The sequence below is a fragment of the Ruegeria sp. AF3 genome, from assembly GCF_056536285.1.
In genome coordinates this window covers 971,424-993,491 of record NZ_JBQFJM010000001.1, presented here as the reverse complement: position 1 = coordinate 993,491, position 22,068 = coordinate 971,424, and the positions used below count along the sequence as shown (strand labels likewise).

Sequence of the window (22,068 nt, the reverse complement as noted above, 5' to 3'; positions counted from 1 at the left end):
GAAGCCAGATGAATGAAGGATCCCTGCTTCATCTGGCCAAAAAATATCCCGGGGGAGCCGCCCGGAACGGGCGGTGGGGGCAGAGCCCCCGACAACCTCAATCATCCGGGCGATTGAGCGAGAACAGCTCGGACACGACCGAATAGTCCCGGTATCCAAGCCGCGCCAGAGGTTTGAACGAGGTTACGTCGAACTTGCCCTCCCGGATGTGGTCGTCGAGCAGATGCACGCCTGTCACTTCGCCAAACACGACGCGGTTGGCCGCGCCGGGCAGGGTCACGATCTGGGTGAGCTTGCATTCCAACGCCGCCGGGGCACCTTGTACACGGGCACAGGGGATGGTTTCGCATTCGACCGGTGTTAATCCGGCATGGGCAAACTCGTCCACCTCCTTCGGAAGGCTGGCCGAGCTGGCGTTCATGGCATCCTGATGCGCATTGGCCACTACATTCACGCAGAATACGCCAGTCGCCTCGATATTGGCGATACTGTCCTTGCCGCCGACCTGATCGTGTTTCGTGCCGGTTGTGGCAAACATCACCTGCGGTGGTGAGTAAGCCACCCCGTTGAAAAAGGAATAGGGTGCCAGATTGTTGATCCCATCCGCATCACGGGTCGAGATCCAGCCGATCGGGCGTGGCGTGATAATGGCATTGAATGGGTTGTGCGGCAGGCCGTGGCCGTCTTCAGGGCGGTAGAACATCATATCTCCAAGCGTTTGCCCAAGGCGTAACGAAGTGCTAGGGCGATTTCCAGCAAGGAAAAGAGGGCAAACGTGCAGCAATTCGGGATCAGGCCGGAAGAGCCGGACGATTGGTGGGAAGTCGAGGCCCTATACGATCTGTGCTTTGCGCCGGGCCGTGAGGCGTTGTCGTCCTACCGGTTGCGCGATGATGTGCCGCCGGTTGCTGGTCTGTCTCTGGTCGCGCGCGACGGTCAGGGCATTCTGGCCGGGGCGATCCGCTTCTGGCCTGTCCATGTAGGCGAACACGATGCATTGTTGCTGGGGCCCGTTGCCGTGCACCCTACCCATCAGGGCGAGGGTCTGGGCGGATATCTGATCCATGCCGGTGTTGAAGCCGGGCGCAAACTCGGATGGCAGCGGGTCATGCTGGTCGGTGACGAACCCTATTACAGGCGATTTGGTTTTGCGCGGCTGCAAGGTGTCGAGATGCCGCCGCCCACCAACCCGGACCGGGTGCTGGGGCTGGAACTGACGCCCGGGGTCTGGTCCGGAGTTCATGGGGCCGTCACCCGCTGGACCCGCTGACCTATTGAATCGACACGGTTCAACGCCGATGTTGATAGGCAGGAGGACGCACATGCAGAACGTGGTTCTTGTCGAAAACGTGGATGCCGAGGCTGAACTGGATCGTTTGGCGGGTTATTACCGATCTGCCGGAGGGGCCGGTGTCAAACTGCTGAACAAGCTGGGCGGATCAGCCGAGTCACTGCTCGAGCAATTGCCCGAACCAGTTCGGAACGGCCTGACAGGGGCTACCGAGCAGGCGTTGTGGTTTGCGATGCACGCGGCTCAGGGGTCCCGGCTTGCGATCCCTGATCAGCAGCCCTGGGTCAATACCGCGCTTGCCACGGCCATGGGTGCGGCCGGTGGGCTGGGCGGTGTATCAACAGCCCTGATGGAGCTGCCTGCAACAACCGCCATGCTGCTGCGTGCCATTCAGGGGGCCGCCGCGCGCGAAGGTTTCGACCCGTCCGCCGAGAACGTGAAGTTCGATTGTGTGCGGGTTTTGTCCGCATCGGGTCCGCTGTCGCATGATGACGGAGCGGATTTCGGCTTTTTCTCGGTGCGCCTGACACTGACCGGTCCGGCCATGCAGCGTCTGATTGCTGCCGTGGCACCACGCTTTTCGATCGTTCTGGGGCAAAAACTAGCGGCACAGTCCGTCCCGGTGCTCGGCGCATTGGCTGGTGGTGGAACGAACTATGTCTATTCGCGCTATTACCAGCAGATCGCGCGTGTGCATTTCGGCCTGCGAAGACTGGCGGTTGACGCCGATATCTCGCATGACGAGCTGGTGAAGCAGCTGTCAGCCCGCATGTGATCAACAAATGCGCCGTCACGCCAGACTTGGCGGACACCACTTCATATGGTAGTTTTTCAAGAGAAGGGCGCTAAATAGGCGTGTCATGCGCGCCTATAAAGCCAACGAGTCCGTTGCCCGAACAAAAGGTGCGTCGCGCAATGAATGCAAGATCGGTGCCGCGTGTATTGACTGAGACTGCGGAACCCCCTGTTTTGCGGCAATCCTCTGCCCTGTGTTATCGGATCCGGCATGGCCAGCCAGAGGTTTTGCTGATCACGACGCGCCGGGCCCAGCGCTGGATTATCCCCAAGGGGTGGCTCATCCCCGGGCTGACCCCATCAGAAACCGCAGTGCAGGAAGCTTGGGAAGAAGCGGGCGTGACGGGGCGATGCAGCACAGCGGGGCTGGGGCAGTTTCTGCACCTCAAGCATAGCCCAAATCAGCCCCCGACCTTGATACTGGTTGATGTTTTTGCGCTGCATGTACAGGTTATGTCGCAGGATTTCCCTGAACAGCACGAGCGCAGGCGCAAGTGGTTTGCGCCTAAAAAGGCAGCTCAAATGGTCGGATCACCCGAGCTAGCCGATTTGTTACGCGACTTTAAGACATATACACATTAAGATAGTTCCAGAGAGGCTTGATATTGTCAGTCTGGTCGGTATCTATTCGCCAATCGCAATTTTGGACTGAACATGATTCAATACGCGTTGAAATGCAGTGAAGGCCACACATTCGACAGCTGGTTTCAATCCGCAGAAGCCTTTGACAAGCTGGCCTCTGCCAGGATGGTGACCTGCGCGATCTGCGGATGTACGCAGGTTGCGAAGGCGATCATGACACCGCGTGTACGTCCGGCCCGGAATGCGCAGGGAAAACCTGAAAACGCGCCTGCATCCAATGAACAGATCAACGTCGCCACCCCTTCGCCTGAGATCGCGAAGGTTCTGGCCGAGTTGCGCCGCCATGTGGAAAAGAACTCGGACTACGTTGGCAAGGATTTTGCAAGCGAGGCGCGCAAGATGCATCTGGGAGAGGCGCCAGAGCGTTCGATCTATGGTGAAGCCAGACCGGATGAAGCGAAATCGCTGATCGAAGATGGCGTGCCGGTGGCACCGCTGCCGTTTCTGCCCAGCAGAAAGACCAACTGATCCATGCATGTCGTGATCACCGGTGCCAATCGCGGTATCGGCCGCACCCTTGCCTCGCGCTACGACACCCGCGGTGACGTGGTCACTGGAACCGCGCGCGATGGCAGCGCGCAGGTGCGTCTGGACGTGGCGGACCCTGCTCAACAGACGGCAATGGCCGAACAGCTGAAAGGCCAGCCCGTTGATCTGCTGGTCTGCAATGCCGGGGTCTATCTGGACAAGGGGCACACGATCGACGGCTACCCCGCCGAAATGTGGGCGCAAAGCTTTGCCACCAACGTGACCGGCGTTTTCCTGACCGTTCAGGCCTTGTTGCCCAATCTGCGTGCCGCAGGCGGCAAGGTCGCGATCATCTCGTCGCAGATGGCGTCTCATACGCGGGCACCGGGGGGCAGCTATATCTACCGTGCCTCCAAGGCGGCGGCGCTGAATCTGGGGCGGAACCTTGCAACGGATCTGAAAGCCGAGGGGATCGCCGTGGGCATCTATCATCCGGGCTGGGTACAAACCGACATGGGCGGCGCGGCCGCCGATATTGATGTCGATCAGGCCGTCTCGGGCCTGATGGAACGCTTTGAGGCCCTGTCGATCAGTTCAACCGGCTGTTTCGAGACCTATGATGGACAGGCGCACGCTTACTGACGGGACAGTGCCGCTTTGGGAATTTCATAGACTTCACCGGGTTCAATATAGATAACCATCAAATCACCGCGCGTTTCATACGACATCTTCGAGGTGGAACTGCTGGAGTCTGGCACGCCTTCCTTGAAATAGATGCGGCGCACCTCTCCTCCACCAAGAGCAACCGCAAGCGTTATCGTGCCGTCGTCATGGCGGCGCAGTTCCGCATTGCAGCTTTGCATCGGGTCACCGGCATTTGCGGCGCAGGGCACTTTGCCCAGTGCATTCTTTCCGTCCGTTCCGGCCACACTGGCAACCTGGGCCAGTACAGGCGACGACAACAAAGTAACGGCAAGGGCTAGGCGAAACATGGGGAACCTCTTGATTTGGTTGTTACTCGCAGGCTGACACCGCACCTGCGCAATGTAAAGCGGCCCTGTGCCACAGGCGGGTCCTGTTTGCGCTCTTGCTCTTGGGGTGCCCCTCGCTTATGAGGCTCGGGACCTCTAATCCAAGGCGCGGAGACATTTGCCCCCATGCCCGTACTCGTTATGAAATTCGGCGGCACTTCGGTCGCCAACCTGGACCGCATCCGCCGCGCTGCCAAGCGTGTTGGTGTTGAAGTTGCCAAGGGCTATGACGTGATCGTCATCGTCTCGGCCATGTCGGGCAAGACCAACGAGCTGGTGGGCTGGGTGAATGAAACCTCGCCGCTGTTTGATGCACGTGAATACGATGCCGTTGTATCTTCGGGCGAAAACGTCACCGCTGGCCTGATGGCTCTGACATTGCAGGAAATGGATGTTCCGGCGCGCAGCTGGCAGGGCTGGCAAGTGCCGCTGCTGACAACCAGTGCGCACAGCCAGGCGCGGATCGAAGACATCCCGACCACGAACATCAACCAGAAATTCGGCGAAGGCATGAAAGTGGCCGTTGTGGCCGGGTTTCAGGGGCTCAGCCCCGAAGGCCGCATCACCACGCTGGGCCGGGGTGGCTCGGACACTACTGCCGTGGCTTTTGCCGCGGCGTTTGGTGCGGAACGCTGCGACATCTATACCGACGTGGATGGTGTCTATACCACCGATCCGCGCATCTGCGAAAAGGCCCGCAAGCTGCACAGGATCTCGTTCGAGGAAATGCTCGAACTGGCGTCGCTGGGCGCCAAGGTGCTGCAGACTCGCTCGGTCGAGCTGGCAATGCGCTACAAGGTGAAACTGCGCGTTCTTTCAAGTTTCGAAGAACAATCCGACGAGGCCGGTACGCTGGTCGTTGACGAGGAGGATATCATGGAATCCAATGTTGTGGCCGGTGTGGCCTATTCCCGTGACGAGGCCAAGATGACCGTCGTTTCGGTGGCGGACCGTCCCGGTATCGCCTCGACCATCTTCACCGCGCTCAGCGATGAGGGCGTCAATGTCGACATGATCGTGCAGAACATCTCGGACGAGGGACGCACGGACATGACCTTCTCGTGCCCCACCGATCAGGTGGTCCGTGCCGAAAAAGCGCTGCTGGCGATCAAGGACAAGGGCGAGCTCAACTATGCCGAACTGGTCGCCGATACCGGTGTCTGCAAGGTTTCGGTGGTGGGAATCGGTATGCGCTCGCAATCGGGTGTTGCGGCCAAAATGTTCAAGGTACTCTCGGATGAGGGGATCAACATCAAGGTCATCACAACCTCCGAGATCAAAATTTCCGTTCTTATCGACAGGAAATACATGGAACTTGCCGTTCAGGCACTGCATGATGCCTTTGAACTGGACAAGGCGGCCTGAGCTGATCGGCCAAGGGTTTCGCCTGACACACTGAATTGGTTGGGCCATGGCAGACGGCACGGAAACAGAATCCCGCAAGCTGCTGGGGCGGTTGCGCGAGGCGATGGCCAGCGAAGCCGCTGGGCAGGAGCGCCTTGATCAGATCACTCATCTGATCGCCGACAGCATGCGCAGCGAAGTGTGCTCGATATATCTGTTCCGCGATGAAGAGACCCTGGAACTCTGTGCGACCCAAGGGCTTGCGCCGGAATCGGTACACCAGACCCGGATGCGCATGGGCGAGGGGCTGGTGGGCCGGGTCGCCAAGACCGGCAAGGTGGTCAACACCCCGGACGCGCCGTCTGAAAAAGGGTTCCGGTATATGCCGGAAACCGGGGAAGAGCGGTTTTCGTCCTTTCTCGGCGTGCCGGTGCAGCGCCTTGGGGAAAAGCTGGGTGTTCTGGTTGTCCAGTCCCGCAAAGCGCGTGAATTTTCCGCCGACGAGATCTATGCGCTGGAAGTGGTGGCCATGGTGCTGGCCGAAATGGCCGAACTGGGTGCCTTTGTCGGCGAAGGCGCGGCCCTGTCGCCACGGCACCAGCAATCGGTCCTGTTGCGCGGCGGCCCGGCGCAGGAAGGTTCCGCCGAAGGCCATGTCTGGCTGCATGAACCCCGCGTGGTCGTCACCAATCCGATTGCCGAAGACCCGCACCGGGAACGCGAACGTCTGAATGAGGCAGTGGAAGAGCTGCGCGTCGGTGTCGACAAGATGCTCGAAATTTCCCGGGATGGTGATACCGAACAGCTCAAGGTGCTGGAAGCCTACCGGATGTTTGCCAATTCCAAAGGCTGGATGCGCCGGATGGAAGAGGACATTGCCCTGGGGCTCAGCGCCGAAGCCGCGGTCGAGAAAGAACAATCCCAAGCGCGCGCCCGGATGGGGCAGGTGTCTGATCCCTATCTGCGCGAACGGCTGGCGGATCTTGACGATCTCAGCAACCGTTTGCTGCGCATTCTGACCGGGCAGGGAAAAACCGACAGCGCCGATCTGCCACCCGACCCGATTTTGGTCGCACGCAATATCGGCCCCGGCGACCTGTTGGAATACGGTCGGGCGCTGAAGGGGATCATCCTCGAAGAAGGTTCAGTCGGCAGTCACGCTACCATTGTGGCCCGTGCGCTGGCGATCCCTCTGGTGGTCCATGTGGGCCGGATCACGACCGAAGCGCTGAACGGCGACCACGTGCTGGTGGATGGCGATCAGGGCGTTGTTCACCTGCGCCCCGAAGACAGCGTGGTCAGCGCCTTCCGCGACAAAATCGCGATGCAGGCCAAGGCACAGGAACGCTATGCCTCGATCCGCGAAACCCCCTGTGTCACTCGCGACGGAACGCGCATCAATCTGGTGATGAACGCGGGTCTGATGGCCGACCTGCCATCGCTGGGAACGTCAGGTGCCGAGGGTGTTGGCCTGTTCCGAACCGAGCTGCAATTCCTGATCCGCAATAAGATGCCCAAACGGTCCGAGCTGGTCACTCAGTACCAGCGGGTTCTGGATGCTGCGGGCGACAAAAGGGTGGTGTTCCGCACGCTCGATATCGGGTCGGACAAGGTACTGCCCTATATGAAACACGTGGCCGAACCCAACCCGGCCCTGGGTTGGCGCGCCATTCGTGTCGGTCTGGACAAACGCGGCGTGATGCGGATGCAGTTGCAGGCCCTTCTGCGCGCCGCCAATGGTCGCCCGCTGACCGTCATGTTCCCCTTTGTCGCGCAGGCCGAGGAATATCGCGAAGCCCGCTGGGAAGTGAACAAAACCATCGAACGCGAAAAGCGACTGGGCCACGTTCTGCCCGAAACGCTTGAAGTCGGCGCGATGCTGGAAACCCCTTCACTGGCCTTTGCGCCGCAAAAGTTCTTTGACGAGGTCGATTTCATCTCGATCGGTGGGAATGACCTCAAGCAGTTCTTTTTTGCCGCTGACCGCGAAAATGAACTGGTCCGCCGCCGCTATGACACGTTGAATGTCAGTTTCCTGAGCCTGATGGAACGCATTGTCGAACGCTGCGGGCTTTCGGACACTCCGCTCAGTTTCTGTGGCGAGGATGCGGGCCGTCCGGTCGAGGCGCTGTGCCTTGCGGCCATGGGTATTCGCACCCTGTCTATGCGCCCGGCGTCGATTGGTCCGGTCAAAAGCCTGTTGCTGCGGTGCGACCTGATGGAGGTGCGAAAAATCATCGCCGACGCGCGCCATCGCGGCGAACAATCCGTACGTCCGGCCGTGATGGAATGGCTGCGCAGTCAGGTATAGCCCTCAAAACCTCGCTTTTTGGGGAAACTATGCTTGATTTTTTCGCGCAGGCTTTCTATCACGCAGGCAATGTTAGCGGTAACAGTGTGCCGCAGAGCCGTTTCATGCCGTGCTGAACTGATATCGGCAAACTCGAGAAGGAGCCTGTGATGGTTTCACGCGTAATTCCGGTAGAGCCGTTCGATCTTGTGTTGTTCGGCGCGACCGGGGATCTGGCGCAACGTAAGATCTTGCCGGGCTTGTACCATCGGTTCGAGGTCGGCCAGATGCCCGATGGGGCGCGGATCATCGGCACGGCGCGCTCGGATATCGACAGCGACGAATTTCGCGATCAGGTCCGCGCATCGATGCAGGAATTCGCACCAAAGTTCAAAAAGGACACGCTGGACCGGTTCCTGTCTCATGTTGAATACGTGCCGGTGGATGCACTGGGCGATGCCGGATGGTCCGATCTGTCCAAGCTGCTGCGCCCCGACGTGGTGCGGGCCTTTTACCTGTCGGTGGGTCCCAGCCTGTTTTCGGGCATTGCGCAGCGCCTGCATGACGCCGGTCTGGCCACGCCGGACAGTCGCATCGTTGTTGAAAAGCCTTTCGGTCATGACCTTGCCTCGGCCAGGGCGCTAAACGAAGGCTTGCGGGCGTGTTTCAAGGAACACCAGATTTATCGGATCGACCATTATTTGGGCAAGGAAACCGTGCAGAACCTGATGGCGCTGCGCTTTGCGAATTCCCTGTTCGAGCCGCTTTGGAATTCGACCCATGTCGACCATGTGCAGATCACCGTGGCGGAAACCGTCGGGGTGGAAGGGCGCGGGGCCTATTACGATCAATCCGGCGCGATGCGGGACATGATCCAGAACCATCTGGTGCAGTTGCTGTGCCTGACCGCGATGGAACCTCCGTCAAAGTTCTCTCCCAACGCGGTGCGTGACGAGAAGGTCAAGGTGATCGAGGCGCTGGAACCGGTCGAACCCAGGGATATCGCCCGTGGTCAGTATCGCACTGGCAAGGGCGGTGACGGATACCTTGATCACGTTGGCAACCCGGCCAGCCGCACCGAAAGCTTCATTGCGCTCAAGGTTCATATCGGCAACTGGCGCTGGGCCGGGGTGCCGTTCTACCTGCGCACAGGCAAACGCCTGCGCGCCCGTGCCTCTGAAATCGCGGTGTTTTTCCGCGACCCGCCACACACGATCTTTCCCAATGTCGGCCCGTTGCACGGCAACGTGCTGGTGATCCGCCTGCAACCTGACGAAGGCATCACCCTGCGCACGACGATAAAGGAACCGGGGCAGGGCGGGTTCCGCCTGTCCGATGTTGCTCTGGACATGAGCTTTGCCGACGCGCTGGGTGATGACTCGCAATCCCCGGACGCATATGAACGCCTGATCATGGATGTCATCCGGGGCGACCAGACCCTATTCATGCGCGGCGACGAGGCCGAGGCGGCCTGGGCCTGGGTCGATCCCATCATTCACGGCTGGGAACAGCGCGGGGACAAACCCGCCAAGTACGATCAGGGCAGTTCAGGCCCCGAAGAAGCACTGATGCTGATGCATCGCGATGGGCGTCGCTGGCGTCAGATCGGAGGGTAATCATGGTTCACTCTGTCATTTCCGACGTCACCAAACGGATCATCGACCGCAGCGCCGATCTGCGCGGCCCCCATATCGACCGGATGGAACAGGCCAGATGTAAGGGCCCCGCTCGTGCGCACCTGTCCTGTAGTGGTCAGGCCCATGCCTATGCGGGTGCGGGTGAAGACCAGCAATCCATGGCCACCGGCACGGCGGGCAATCTGGGCATTGTCACCGCCTATAACGACATGCTGTCCGCCCATCAGCCCTTTGAAAGGTACCCCGCCCTGATCCGCGATGCGATCCGCGCCGCCGGAGGTACTGCTCAGGTCGCAGGTGGCGTGCCAGCCATGTGCGACGGTGTCACCCAAGGTGAAGCAGGGATGGAATTGTCGCTGTTTTCACGCGACGTGATTGCTCTGGCAACTGGCATAGCGCTCAGCCACAACACCTATGACGCGGCAGTCTTCCTCGGCGTCTGCGACAAGATTGTCCCCGGTCTGATCATCGGCGCGCAGGCGTTCGGGCATCTGCCTGCCGTGTTCCTGCCCGCAGGGCCAATGACCAGCGGTCTGCCCAATGACGAAAAGGCCAAGGTTCGCCAGAAATTCGCTGCCGGAGAGGTCGGGCGCGACGAACTGATGGCCGCCGAAATGGCCGCCTATCACGGCCCCGGCACCTGCACTTTCTACGGCACCGCCAATACCAACCAGATGCTGATGGAGTTCATGGGCCTGCACCTTCCGGGCTCCAGCTTCGTCAATCCCAACACGCCCTTGCGCGACGCGCTGACACAAGAGGGCGCGCGCCGCGCCCTGTCGCTCAGCGCGCTGGGAAACAGCTATACCCCGGTTTATCAGGTGCTCGACGAACGGGCCTTTGTGAACGGTATCGTCGGCCTGATGGCGACCGGAGGCTCGACCAATCTGCTGATCCACCTGATCGCCATGGCGCGCGCCGGGGGCATCGTGCTGGATTGGCAGGATTTCTCGGATATCTCCGCCGTGGTCCCGCTGGTCGCACGGGTCTATCCCAACGGTCTGGCCGACGTGAACCACTTCCACGCCGCAGGCGGGCTTGGGTTCACGATCGGCACATTGCTCGAAGAAGGCTTGCTGCACCCAGATACGCTGACCGTCGCCGGTCAGGGCCTGCACAATTACACGCGCGAGCCCAAGCTAATCGATGGTGAGCTGACCTGGCAAGACGGCGCTGGCCACAGCCTGAATGACAAGATCGTCCGTCCTGCCCGCGACCCGTTCCAGCCCACTGGCGGCCTGTCGCGCCTGACCGGCAATCTGGGCACCGGGGTCATGAAGGTCTCGGCCGTCGCCCCCGAACATCAGGTGGTCGAGGCTCCGGTCCGCGTTTTCCACGACCAGGACGCGGTCAAGGCAGCCTTCAAGGCGGGCGAGTTCACCGGTGACGTCATCGTCGTCGTGCGCTTCCAGGGCCCCAAGGCCAACGGGATGCCGGAACTGCACTCGCTGACGCCCATGCTGTCGATCCTGCAGGGCCGGGGCCAGAAAGTGGCGCTGGTCACCGATGGCCGCATGTCTGGCGCATCCGGCAAAGTACCCGCCGCCATCCATGTCGTCCCCGAAGCGCTCGACCGTGGCCCCATTGCATACCTTCAGGATGGTGACATCCTGCGCGTTGACGCGGTCAGGGGTGATCTGGAAATCCTCACCGCAGGCGTTCTGGACCGCGCGCCCGTCACCGCCGACCTGTCCGCCAATCAACACGGTGCAGGGCGCGATCTTTTTAGTGCGTTCCGCCAGAATGTCGGCTCGGCCGACACCGGTGCCAGCATTTTCGGAGTTTAACCTTATGTCCAAATCCCAACGTACCCGCGAGATCTGCGCACTGGCCCCGATCGTTCCGGTTCTGGTCGTCGATGAAGCCGCGCAGGCCCGCCCGCTGGCCGAGGCATTGGTCGCAGGCGGTCTGCCAGCGCTCGAGGTCACCTTGCGCACGCCCGCCGCGCTCGACGCGATCCGCGCGATGGCCAAGGTGCCCGGCGGCGTGGTCGGCGCAGGTACGCTGGTCACACCCGAAGACGTCCGCGCCGCTAAAGAGGCGGGCGCGCAGTTTGGCGTCTCTCCGGGCGCAACCGACGCGCTCCTTGCGGCGTGCGAGGCCGAGGGCCTGCCGTTGCTGCCCGGTGCGGCCACGGCCAGCGAAGCAATGGCATTGCTGGAAAAAGGCTATGACATGCTGAAATTCTTCCCGGCCGAGGCCTCGGGCGGCGCGCCCGCACTCAAGGCAATCGGCGCGCCCCTGCCGCAGATCAGCTTTTGCCCGACAGGCGGGGTGTCGATGTCCAACGCCCGCGAATACCTGTCCCTGTCCAACGTGGTCTGCGCCGGTGGCAGCTGGGTCGCGCCCAAGCAGATGGTCGAAAGTGGTGACTGGGCCGGGATCGAAACACTTGCGCGCGAGGCATCGAAGCTGGCGGATTGACGCCGCGAAGCCCCTCGGTAATGTGGGCGTCAACTCAGACAGGTTGACCCCATGACACAGACATCTGCCCTCTCTCAGGGGCGAACTTATTTGGCAATCCCAGGCCCGTCGGTGATGCCGGACGCGGTCCTGCAGGCGATGCATCGTCCGTCGCCCAATATCTACGATGGCGCGCTCATCGACATGATGCCCGCCCTGACCCGCGACCTGCGTCGGGTTGCACGCACAGGCCATGACGTTGCCATCTATATTGCCAATGGTCACGGCACGTGGGAGGCCGCTCTGTCCAACGTGATCGCCCCCGGCGAAACCGTTCTGGCTCCTGCCTCGGGCCGGTTCACCCATGGCTGGGCCGAGATGGCCGAAGGCATCGGGGCAAAGGTGCAGCTGATCGATTTCGGCAACTCATCCGCCTGGGATCTCGACCGAATTGCCGACGCTTTGCGCGCGGATAAAAGCCACCAGATCAAGGCCGTTCTCGCGGTTCATGTGGACACATCAAGCTCGATCCGCAACGATATCTCGGCACTGCGCAAACTGCTCAACGATCTGGACCACCCGGCGCTGTTGATGGCCGATTGCATCGCCTCGCTGGGATGCGACCGGTTCGAGATGGATGAATGGGGCGTCGATGTCACGGTCACCGCCTGCCAGAAAGGCCTGATGACCCCCGCAGGTACAGGCTTTGTCTTTTTCAACGACAAAGCACAGGTTAAGCGGGCCGCCATGCCGCGTGTTTCGCGATATTGGGACTGGCAGCCGCGCGCTAACCCTGAACTGTTCTACCAGTATTTCGACGGTACCGCGCCGACGCATCACCTCTATGGTCTGCGCGCCGCGCTCGACCTGATCCATGCGGAAGGGATCGAACTGGTCTGGGCCCGCCATGAGCGTCTGGCTACTGCCATCTGGGCGGCCTGCGAAACATGGGCCGAAGGCGGCGCGCTGCATCTGAACGTTGCCGACCGCGACCACCGCAGCCATGCCGTTACAGCCCTGCGCCTGACCGGAGGGCGCGGCACGGCCCTACGCGCGTTCACCGAACATCAACTGGGCCTGACATTGGGCATTGGCCTTGGGATGGAGGATTACGACAGCTGTTTCCGCCTCGGACATATGGGTCATGTCAACGGGCAGATGGTGATGGCGATGCTGGGCGGTATGGAAACGGCCATGACCGCGCTTGATATCCCCCGTGGCAAAGGCGCGTTCGAGGCCGCCGCTGCCGTTCTGGCCGCCTGATACACGTCAGACGAACAGCGCTGATCCGCCCCTTCATCTGGCCAAAAATATCCTCGGGGGGAATCGCGCATTGCGCGATGGGGGGCAGACAGCCCCCCTTTGACCCGATGGCAAGACAGACCAGCGCTAGTCCGTCTTTGCCCGCACTTCCGCTAGCGCCTTGGGCAAGGCGGCCGCGAAAGCATCCAGATCTGCTGTTTCACCACAGCTTACCCGGATGCACCTGTTCTGGGGCGTTGCAAACGGCATCCGGACAAACAGGCCCCGCGCAACCAGAGCCTCCAGAACCGCTCGGGCAAAATCCCCATCCCGCCCGCAATCAATCGTCACGAAATTGGTGGCCGAGGGCAGCGGCTCCAACCCGTTCTCGCGGGCAATCGTTCCTATCCGCTCACGCGCCTCGGCGATTTGCGCCTGAATATGCTCCAGCCACGCACCATCCTGCAACGCGGCCAACGCCCCGGCCTGTGCCGCGCGGTTCATGCCGAAATGGTTGCGCACCTTGTTGAAGGCTGCAATCAGGTCGGGCGCTCCCATGGCATAGCCAACCCGTGCGCCCGCCATGCCATAGACCTTGGAAAATGTCCGCATCCGTATCACGCGGGGGTCGTCTGCGCTTACAGGAGCCGCTGTCCCATCTGGCGCGCACTCCACATAAGCCTCATCCAGAATCAGCAGGCACCCGTCGGGCAGGGCGTCCATCGCCGCCACGATATCCGCGCCGGAATGCCAGCTGCCCATCGGATTGTCCGGATTGGCCAGATAGACCAGCTTTGCACCCACCTCGGCCGCCTTCGCAAACAGGGCCGCCGGGTCTTCGTGATCCCCGGCATAGGGAACCTTGTGCAGAACGCCACCGAACCCGGCCACATGATAATTAAAGGTGGGATACGCCCCGTCCGAGGTCACAACCGCATCCCCGGGCCCTACAATCAGACGCACAAGATAACCCAGAAGCCCGTCAATCCCTTCGCCCACAACGATATTTTCGGAGGTTACCCCATGATACTCGGCCAAAGCATGGCGCAGATCGTGGTTCTCGGGATCACCATACATCCAGATATCAGACGCGGCCTGCTCCATGGCCCGGAACGCGTGGGGCGAGGGGCCAAACACGCTCTCATTGGCCCCAAGACGGGCAATGAACGCCGCGCCGCGCTGACGCTCTTGCGTTTCGGGGCCCACAAAGGGCACGGTGGCGGGCAGGGATTGGGCAAGCGGGGTGTATCGAGGTCCTGTCATGCCTGCAGATAACCCCAAGCCCGAGCTTCGGGCAAGCGCGCACATCATCCCGCGCGTCAGAACGTATTGAAACATAAGTAAGGAGCGCAAATGCGCATACTGTCTGCCATTGTTCTTCTGGGCCTTTCCTATCTTCTGTTCTGGCCCGTTCCCGTTATCCCCGTCGCCGTTGAGATGCCGGAAGATGCCGGTTTCACAGGAGATTTCGCAGAGAACACCGCGCTGGACGCCGCGCAGCTGATCCGCCTGCCGGATGGGGAAACCGGCCCCGAAGATATCGCCATCCTGCCCGACGGCGCGGTCTATACGACCAGCCGGTCTGGCACGCTCTATCGCATTGACGGGGCCGACCCTGTTGTGGCCGACCAACTCGGTGGGCGTCCTCTGGGTCTCAGGGCCGGACCGGATGGCGCGCTTTACATTGCCGACAGCTTTCGCGGCGTGATGCGCTGGACTGGGCCGGGCACGCTTGAATCCGTGGTGGCCGATATCGACGGTGCGCCCGTGGTCTATGCAAACCAACTGGACGTGGCGCAGGACGGCACGATCTATTTTTCGAACTCTTCCGACCGGTTCGATCCCGAAACCATGGGCGGGACCAAGCCGACTTCGGTCCTGACCATCTGGGAACAATCCGATACAGGCTATGTCGCCCGTCACACACCCGATGGCCGCACCGAAAAGATTGCCACTGGGTTCGTCTATACCAATGGCATTGCGCTCTCACCTGACGCAGATTTCCTGCTGATCGCCGAGACCGGTCGCGCACGGGTACACAAGCTGTGGCTCAGCGGGCCGAAAGCCGGTCAGCAAGAGGTCTTGCTGGACAACCTGCCCGGCTATCCCGACAATCTCGAAGCACAAGGTGATGGCACCTACTGGATGGCCTTCGCCAGCCCGCGTGTCCCGTCCGAGGCACTGATGCCGTACCCCTTCCTGCGCAAGGTGGTCTGGCGGCTGGGTCCGGCTGTACGCCCGGCACCGATCCATCGGGGTATGCTGGTGCAATTTGATGGTGAAGGCACGATCCTGCGCACGCTTCAAGACCCTCAAGGCCGTATTGGCATCACAACAGGGGGCCGGATCGTGGGCGATCAGTTCTATGTCATGACGCTCGATTCCCCCTGGTTCGGGCGGATGCCTGTCAGCGATCTGCCCTGACGTCGCAGTGGAATTCGGCGTCCCGTCCGGGCATGGTCGCCGCAACTGAATTTCGGGAGGTCCCCCATGTCACGTGTATCCGTCACCTATCAAGACCATGTTGCCCATGTCACCCTGACCAGAGGTGACAAGATGAATGCGCTGGATGACGCGATGGTCAAGGCATTGCTCTCTGCCGGGCAAGAGGTCGCCGCCTCGGACGCCCGCGCCGTGGTTTTGTCGGGCGAGGGGAAAAGCTTCTGCGCAGGGCTCGACATGGCAAGCTTTGCAAAGATGGCCCATATGGATCCCACCGAATGGCTGATGACCCGCAACCATGAGGATGCCAACGAGATGCAGGAGCTGGCCCTGATCTGGCGTCGCGTACCGGTACCGGTGATCTGCGCCATTCAGGGTGTCGCCTATGGCGGTGGCCTGCAAATTGCGCTGGGCGCGGATATCCGTATCGCGCACCCCGAGGCGAAACTGGCGGTGATGGAGATGAAATGGGGTATCATCCCCGATATGGGTGGCATGGTTCTGTTGCCCCGGCTTGTGCGTTCGGACGTTCTGCGTCTGCTGACCTACACGGCCCGGCCCATCGGTGCGCAGCAGGCGATGGATTGGGGGCTGGTCACGCAGCTTTCAGATGATCCGCTGACCGAAGCTTTGGCCATTGCCGAGAACATCGCCGGTCAAAGCCCTTCGGCCATCCGTGCCGCCAAGCGGCTGATCGAAGTGGCCGAAACCCAGCCCCGCGCGGATGTTCTCAAGGCGGAATCCGCCGAGCAGGTTGAGCTGATCGGCAAGCCGCATCAGATGGAGGTCGTGATGGCGCAGATGCAGGGCCGCAAGCCCGAGTTCAAATGATCAGCGGATGAAAGCCCGCCGTGCATCGCGGGCCATGTTGTAACGCATTTCAAAATCGGCGTTTTTCGCCATCACAACCTTGCGTTCTGCCGAACCAACCAAGGGGCGATTAATCCCGGCAAGGGCAGGATGCGAAAGCGGCTACCGGATTCTGTTGCTCACCAGATAGGCCAGCCCGCCGACCAGCAGGCCCCAGACCGCCGCGCCCAGCCCAAAGACCGAGATGCCCGATGCGGTGATCGCAAAGGTCAGCATCGCGGCCTCACGCTCGGCCGGAACCTCAAGTGCTGCGAAAATCGAATTGGCCAGCACGCCGATCAGGGCGACACCGGTCAATGTCCCCATCAACAGCGGATCGGCATGGGATGCAAAGCCGGTAATCGCCACGGCAAAGATGCCGAATACACCGTAGAACACCCCACCCATGATGGCCGACCAGTACCGTTGCGCGGGATCGGGGTGGCTGTCTTCGTTGGAACACATCGCAGCCGTGATCGCCGCAAGGCAGGTGGCAGGCGCACCAAACGGAGCCGATAACAGGCTTGCCCCACCCACGGATGAAAACAGCCTGCCCGGCGCCGGGGTATAGCCAAAGCTGCGCATCACCGCGATGCCGGGAATATTCTGGGTCGCCATCGTGACGATAAACAGCGGGATGGCGATTCCGATGGTCGAGGCCAGCGAGAAACCGGGCATGGTCCAGACCGGTGCCGCCAGCCATCGCGCCGGGGTCACCGAGGTATCGCCTGCGTTCAGCACCACAACAAGCGCGGCGGCGGCAACGGCCGCCGGAACGGCGAACAGCCGGTTGATCCGGCCCGCGATGAACCATGTCAGGATCACCGCCAGGGCTTGCTCGGGCAATTCGACTGCGGCCTGAAAGGGCAGAATGCAAAGCGGCAGCAGAACGCCCCCCAGCATGGCCTGTGCCAGAGTCGTCGGAATGGCGGCCGCTAGCCGCCCCAATGGCCGCCAGAGCCCGGCCAGAACCGTCAGCGCCCCTGCACACAGGAACGCGCCCGTTGCCTCGGAAAACCCCAGCGCCGGAGTCGCGGACACCGCCAGCAGCGCCGCCCCCGGTGTCGACCAGGCGACGCTGATCGGTTGCCGGTACCACAGGCTCAGCACAATGGCGGTCAGTCCCATTGCGATGGCCGCCATCATCAGACCCGAGGCCGCCTGCGCCGGAGACGCGTCCATCGCGGCCAGCCCCTGCAACACGATAGGAAAGGAACTGAAGAACCCGACAATGGCGACAACCAGCCCGGTCGAGACTGTCTGGAGCGGTGGGGCAAACTGGGTCATGACAGCCTCGGACGGTTGGGGTTGGTGATTGCTAACAAGCGGCGGCAGGGGCGGGCAAGGTCTGAACGCGCAAAAGAAAACCCCGCCGGATCAGCGGCGGGGTTCGGGATATGAGTATTTTTGAAAAGATGAAGATCAGGCGATCTCGGCCAGACGGGCCAGCGCCTCGTTCAGCTTGGCTTCTTCTTCCTCGCGGGCGGCGAGGTTGGCTTTGGCTTCCTCGACCACCTCATCCGGGGCCGAGGCCACGAATTTGGGGTTGTTCAGACGCCCGCGCAAGCCACCCAGTTCCTTGGCCAGCTTGCCCTTGGCTTTCTCCAGCCGCTCCTTTTCCGCGCCGATGTCGATGATATCCGCCAACGGCAGGCCGAAGCTCGCACCGGGGGCCGCGATGGAGATCGTGCCTTTGGGCAGCTCATCGGCCTTGGTCAGGCTGTCGATCCGGGCCAGACGCTTGATCAGCGCCTCGTTTCGGTCCCATGCGGCTTGGCCGTTGGCGTCGATCTCGGTCACAAGCATCGGCACGTAGAGACCCGCAGGCACCCGCATCTGCGCACGGGCCGAGCGGGTGTTCTCGATCACCGAGATCACCCAGTTCATTTCACGATCCGCGTCGGCGTCGACCAGTTCGGTACCATAAGTCGGCCAATTGGCATGGACGACCATTTTCGCGCGGTTGCCGGTCAGGCCCCACAGCTCTTCGGTGATGAAGGGCATGATCGGGTGCAGCAGGACCATGCACTGATCCAGAACCCAGCGCATGGTGGCGCGGGTCTCGGCCTGCGCCGCGGCGTCGTCGCCTTGCAGCAGCGGTTTGGACAGTTCCACATACCAGTCGCAGACCTTGCCCCAGACAAAGGCATAGAGCCCGTTGGCCGCGTCGTTGAAACGATAGCTTTCCAGCGCCGCGTCGACCTCGGCCCGCACGCGGGCGGTTTCGCCGATGATCCAACGGTTGACGGCGGCTTTGGGCTTCAACTTGCTAACGTCCAGTTGCGGCACGGCGTCGGTAAAGACCTCGTTCATCTCGGCAAAGCGGACGGCATTCCAAAGCTTGGTGCCGAAGTTGCGATAGCCGGTGACGCGTTCACGCGACAGTTTCAGCACGCCGCCAATCGCCGCCATCGAGGCGTTGGTGAACCGCAGCGCGTCGGCGCCGAATTCGTCGACGATTTCCAGCGGGTCAATGACGTTGCCGGTGGTCTTGGACATCTTCTTGCCCTTCTCGTCGCGGACGAGCGAGTGCAGATAGACGGTGTGGAACGGAACCTCGTTCACCACGGCCAGTTGCATCATCATCATCCGGGCGACCCAGAAGAACAGGATATCCGCGCCGGTGATCAAAACGCTGGTCGGGAAATAGCGGCGCATCTCCTCGGTATCCTCGGGCCAGCCCAGCGTGCCGATGGGCCAGAGGCCGGAGGAGAACCATGTGTCAAGGACGTCTTCATCACGGCGCATTCCAACGCGCCTTTTCCCATCGGACAGTGGGCCAATGCCCGCTCCTACGCCACTTTCTCGACCAACACGGCCTTCGATTTTTTCTTCCTCAAAGTAGCAACCTTCTGGAAATTGCTTTTTGATCTGCTCGACTGCCGCGTCAAAGCTAGGGGCACAAACCTGTTTCTCGATCATCGAATACCTGAGATGCTCGGGAATTTCCACGCGACCAGAGGGATTGTTCTCGCCTTGGAAAGTTTCGTTCAGCCACTTTATTTGGGCATCCAGCTTTTCAAAGCTATCTGGAACCCAATAATACCAAACCGGAATCTGATGCCCCCACCACAGCTGGCGCGAGATGCACCAGGGCTCGATGTTCTCCAGCCAGTGGTAATAGGTTTTCTCGCCCGACTCGGGGATGATCTTGACCGTGCCGTCCCTGACCGCGTCCAGCGCGGGGCCGACGACCTTTTCGGCGTCGACGAACCACTGGTCGGTGAACATCGGTTCGATCACGACCTTGGAGCGGTCGCCGAAGGGCTGCATGATCGGCTTGCTCTCGACCAAAGGCACCAGAGCCGCCGGGTCGTCATCCTCGCCCAGTTTGGTGCCCAGACGCGGATCATCCGCGCGGGTCATCACGGCCAGACCGTCAGCAGTGATTTCCTCGACCACCTTCACACGCGCCTCGAACCGGTCCAGTCCGCGCAGGTGATCCGGGATCAGGTTGATCGCGTCGATCTCATTCTCGGTGAACGCTTTGCCGCGCGCGTATTCCTGCGCCTTGCCCGCCTCCTCGGCGTAAGGCGCGCCATCGGCCCGCATCGCGCCCTTGGTGTCCATCAGGCGGTACATTGGAATGCCGCCGCGCTTGGCCACCATGTTGTCGTTGAAGTCATGCGCGCCGGTGATCTTCACCGCGCCCGAGCCGAAATCGGGATCGGGATACTCATCGGTGATGATCGGGATCTGGCGGCGATGCTCTTTCGGGCCAACCGGGATTTCGCACAGTTTGCCGACGATCGGCGCGTAGCGCTCATCCGACGGATGCACGGCCACAGCACCGTCGCCCAGCATGGTTTCGGGCCGCGTGGTTGCAATGGAAATATAATCCCGCTCCTCGCGGAAGATCACATTCCCATCTTCATCTTTTTCCAAATACTCATATGTCTCGCCGCCCGCCAAGGGGTACTTGAAGTGCCACATGTGGCCCGGCGTTTCAATATTCTCGACCTCAAGGTCCGAAATCGCCGTTTCGAAATGCGGGTCCCAGTTGACCAGTCGCTTGCCGCGATAGATCAGGCCCTTTTCGTACATGTCGACGAAGACCTTGATAACGGCATCATGGAAGTTGGGTGAGTTTTCGTGCCCGGTGCGTGGGTCACCTGGTGCGCCCGCCATGGTAAAGGCATTGCGCGACCAGTCGCAGGAATTCCCCAACCGCGTCATCTGTTCGATAATCTTGCGGCCGTATTGCCCCTTCCAATCCCAGACCTTGGCCAGAAACTCCTCGCGCGCGTAGTCGGTGCGCTTCTTGCCCTCTTCGGCCATCAGTTTCTTTTCAACCTGCATCTGCGTGGCGATGCCGGCGTGGTCCTGACCAGGTTGCCATAGAGTGTCGAACCCGCGCATCCGGTGCCAGCGGATCAGAATATCCATCAGTGTATGGTTAAAGGCATGTCCCACATGCAGCGCGCCGGTCACGTTGGGCGGTGGCAGCATGATGCAAAAGCTCTCATCACGCGAACGGTTCGCGCCTGCCTTGAAGGCTCCGGCCTGTTCCCAGGCCTCATAGATACGGGCCTCGGCCTCGGCCGCGTTGAATGTCTTTTCCATCGCCATGGGATGCGTCCTGCGTCAACAAATTCGGGTCAGCGCCTGCAATAGCGAATGGAGACGGGAAGGGGAAGGCCCTGCGCGGCGACGATTGCCGATGTCACCCCGTGCCGGTCACCTCGTTTCCGTACAGGTGCGTGCTTTGTGCTGCGCCTTGTGTCATCGCCTTGGCCTGATCCTCCCGGATGCGGGCATGAAGCGCCAAGGCTGGCGGCGAAAACAATTCGGTCGGTGGTTCGATGAGGATGAAATTGCCCACCCGGTCTTCGCCCCGCGCCAAGACCGCGTAATCGCGGTCCGCCACTTTTTGCTGTGCGTTCGGGTTCAGATACCGGATTGCCAGCCCGATCCGCCGATCGTCCGACATATTGGGTCCCGAGCCATGGATAGTGAGGCCATGGTGCAGCGACATTTGACCCGGCTGCAACTCGATATGCGTTTTGTCCTCGTCTGCCACATCGACAGCCACCTCCTGCCCGCGCGACAGCAGGTTGTTGTCTGAAAACGTGTCGTTATGGGGCAGGATCGGGTTCTTGTGGCTGCCCCTGACAAAGTCCATGCAGCCGCTTGCAACCGTGGCAGGCGACAATGCTATCCACGCGGTCATCTGATCCGGTGTTTCGCCCATCCCCCAATAGGTCAGGTCCTGATGCATTCCAACAACCTGCGTCGTGCGTGGCTCTTTGATGAACAGTTCCGCAGACCACAGCAGCAAGTCCGGCCCCAGTATTCCTTCGACGACGTCCAGAACCCTGGGGTCCAGTGCAATACGGGCGACCAGCGGCATCACCACATGGGCGTTCAGGCGCTTGTACATGTTCAGCGGCAGCGGAAGGTCGGCCACACGCCATGTCTTCTCGATCTGCTCCAGCTCGGCCCGAAACTGTGCGGTCTCATCCGGCGAAAAGACTGTGATGGGAAAGGCAAACCCGTCTTGCCAATACGCGTCGATCGATGGGGCGTCCAGACGGCCCTGTGACAGGGAAATGGGTTCGGGCATGGAGGACCTCCGGCAGGCTGCATTTTCAAACAGCCTACGAATCCCTCTGCGGCTCCTGCAATCCTGTTTAC

19 protein-coding genes are annotated in these 22,068 nt (G+C 61.2%); 13 read left to right on the top strand and 6 right to left on the bottom strand.

Annotation, left to right across the window (positions count from 1 at the left end; all coding sequences use genetic code 11):
• Positions 1-97: 97 nt before the first annotated feature.
• The gene (locus ACR3FC_RS04970; RefSeq protein WP_480473679.1) at positions 98-703 is read right to left on the bottom strand and encodes a flavin reductase family protein; all 606 of its coding nucleotides are present in this window, start codon (positions 701-703) and stop codon (positions 98-100) included.
• Positions 704-775: 72 nt separating this feature from the next.
• Here ACR3FC_RS04970 and ACR3FC_RS04965 point away from each other — a divergent pair, with 72 nt between their 5' ends.
• From ACR3FC_RS04965 to ACR3FC_RS04945, 5 genes are all read left to right on the top strand, one after another.
• Positions 776-1,270, top strand: coding sequence for a GNAT family N-acetyltransferase (locus tag ACR3FC_RS04965; protein WP_480473678.1), 495 nt, complete (start codon positions 776-778; stop codon positions 1,268-1,270).
• A 52-nt stretch (positions 1,271-1,322) separates the two neighbouring features.
• On the top strand, positions 1,323-2,066 hold the full coding sequence (locus ACR3FC_RS04960) for an EcsC family protein (protein WP_480473676.1): 744 nt from the start codon (positions 1,323-1,325) through the stop codon (positions 2,064-2,066).
• Between the two features lie 140 nt (positions 2,067-2,206).
• Positions 2,207-2,668 carry an NUDIX hydrolase gene (locus ACR3FC_RS04955; protein WP_480473674.1) on the top strand — a complete coding sequence of 154 codons (462 nt, stop codon included), beginning with the start codon at positions 2,207-2,209 and terminating at the stop codon, positions 2,666-2,668.
• A 72-nt stretch (positions 2,669-2,740) separates the two neighbouring features.
• On the top strand, positions 2,741-3,196 hold the full coding sequence (locus ACR3FC_RS04950) for a DUF1178 family protein (RefSeq protein ID WP_480473673.1): 456 nt from the start codon (positions 2,741-2,743) through the stop codon (positions 3,194-3,196).
• Positions 3,197-3,199: 3 nt separating this feature from the next.
• Positions 3,200-3,838, top strand: coding sequence for an SDR family NAD(P)-dependent oxidoreductase (locus tag ACR3FC_RS04945; RefSeq protein ID WP_480473672.1), 639 nt, complete (start codon positions 3,200-3,202; stop codon positions 3,836-3,838).
• Here the strand turns inward: ACR3FC_RS04945 and ACR3FC_RS04940 are convergent.
• Entirely contained in the window at positions 3,832-4,188 is a 357-nt protein-coding gene (locus ACR3FC_RS04940) for a hypothetical protein (RefSeq protein WP_480473671.1), read from the bottom strand. The two genes, ACR3FC_RS04945 and ACR3FC_RS04940, sit on opposite strands and share 7 nt — an antisense overlap.
• 165 nt (positions 4,189-4,353) lie before the next feature.
• Between ACR3FC_RS04940 and ACR3FC_RS04935 the strand changes: the two genes are divergently transcribed.
• The 6 genes from ACR3FC_RS04935 to ACR3FC_RS04910 all read left to right on the top strand — a co-directional run bounded on the left by ACR3FC_RS04935 (position 4,354) and on the right by ACR3FC_RS04910 (position 13,164).
• Positions 4,354-5,592 carry an aspartate kinase gene (locus ACR3FC_RS04935; protein ID WP_480473670.1) on the top strand — a complete coding sequence of 413 codons (1,239 nt, stop codon included), beginning with the start codon at positions 4,354-4,356 and terminating at the stop codon, positions 5,590-5,592.
• Positions 5,593-5,638: 46 nt separating this feature from the next.
• Complete coding sequence (gene ptsP, locus ACR3FC_RS04930; RefSeq protein ID WP_480473669.1) at positions 5,639-7,882, top strand: phosphoenolpyruvate--protein phosphotransferase; 2,244 nt, start codon at positions 5,639-5,641, stop codon at positions 7,880-7,882.
• A gap of 149 nt (positions 7,883-8,031) precedes the next feature.
• Positions 8,032-9,477, top strand: coding sequence for a glucose-6-phosphate dehydrogenase (gene zwf, locus ACR3FC_RS04925; protein ID WP_480473668.1), 1,446 nt, complete (start codon positions 8,032-8,034; stop codon positions 9,475-9,477).
• 2 nt (positions 9,478-9,479) lie between these two features.
• Positions 9,480-11,285 carry a phosphogluconate dehydratase gene (gene edd, locus ACR3FC_RS04920; RefSeq protein WP_480473667.1) on the top strand — a complete coding sequence of 602 codons (1,806 nt, stop codon included), beginning with the start codon at positions 9,480-9,482 and terminating at the stop codon, positions 11,283-11,285.
• Positions 11,286-11,289: 4 nt separating this feature from the next.
• On the top strand, positions 11,290-11,922 hold the full coding sequence (locus tag ACR3FC_RS04915; protein WP_480473666.1) for a bifunctional 4-hydroxy-2-oxoglutarate aldolase/2-dehydro-3-deoxy-phosphogluconate aldolase: 633 nt from the start codon (positions 11,290-11,292) through the stop codon (positions 11,920-11,922).
• A 51-nt stretch (positions 11,923-11,973) separates the two neighbouring features.
• Complete coding sequence (locus ACR3FC_RS04910; protein WP_480473665.1) at positions 11,974-13,164, top strand: pyridoxal-phosphate-dependent aminotransferase family protein; 1,191 nt, start codon at positions 11,974-11,976, stop codon at positions 13,162-13,164.
• A 126-nt stretch (positions 13,165-13,290) separates the two neighbouring features.
• Here ACR3FC_RS04910 and ACR3FC_RS04905 read toward each other — a convergent pair whose 3' ends face one another.
• The gene (locus ACR3FC_RS04905) at positions 13,291-14,406 is read right to left on the bottom strand and encodes a pyridoxal phosphate-dependent aminotransferase (protein WP_480473664.1); all 1,116 of its coding nucleotides are present in this window, start codon (positions 14,404-14,406) and stop codon (positions 13,291-13,293) included.
• Between the two features lie 90 nt (positions 14,407-14,496).
• Between ACR3FC_RS04905 and ACR3FC_RS04900 the strand changes: the two genes are divergently transcribed.
• Together ACR3FC_RS04900 and ACR3FC_RS04895 are read left to right on the top strand one after the other, a co-directional pair.
• Positions 14,497-15,567 (top strand): SMP-30/gluconolactonase/LRE family protein, encoded by a 1,071-nt coding sequence (locus ACR3FC_RS04900; RefSeq protein WP_480473663.1) that lies wholly within the window; start codon positions 14,497-14,499, stop codon positions 15,565-15,567.
• A 66-nt stretch (positions 15,568-15,633) separates the two neighbouring features.
• Positions 15,634-16,416 carry a crotonase/enoyl-CoA hydratase family protein gene (locus ACR3FC_RS04895; protein WP_480473662.1) on the top strand — a complete coding sequence of 261 codons (783 nt, stop codon included), beginning with the start codon at positions 15,634-15,636 and terminating at the stop codon, positions 16,414-16,416.
• A 141-nt stretch (positions 16,417-16,557) separates the two neighbouring features.
• On the opposite strand, the gene ACR3FC_RS04890 is transcribed toward ACR3FC_RS04895, so the two are convergent.
• The 3 genes from ACR3FC_RS04890 to ACR3FC_RS04880 all read right to left on the bottom strand — a co-directional run bounded on the left by ACR3FC_RS04890 (position 16,558) and on the right by ACR3FC_RS04880 (position 21,997).
• Complete coding sequence (locus ACR3FC_RS04890) at positions 16,558-17,721, bottom strand: benzoate/H(+) symporter BenE family transporter (RefSeq protein ID WP_480473661.1); 1,164 nt, start codon at positions 17,719-17,721, stop codon at positions 16,558-16,560.
• Positions 17,722-17,856: 135 nt separating this feature from the next.
• Positions 17,857-21,003, bottom strand: a complete 3,147-nt coding sequence (locus ACR3FC_RS04885) for a valine--tRNA ligase (protein ID WP_480473660.1) — start codon at positions 21,001-21,003, stop codon at positions 17,857-17,859.
• 94 nt (positions 21,004-21,097) lie between these two features.
• Positions 21,098-21,997: a phytanoyl-CoA dioxygenase family protein gene (locus tag ACR3FC_RS04880; protein ID WP_480473659.1), complete on the bottom strand. Its 900-nt coding sequence runs from the start codon at positions 21,995-21,997 to the stop codon at positions 21,098-21,100.
• Positions 21,998-22,068: the final 71 nt, after the last annotated feature.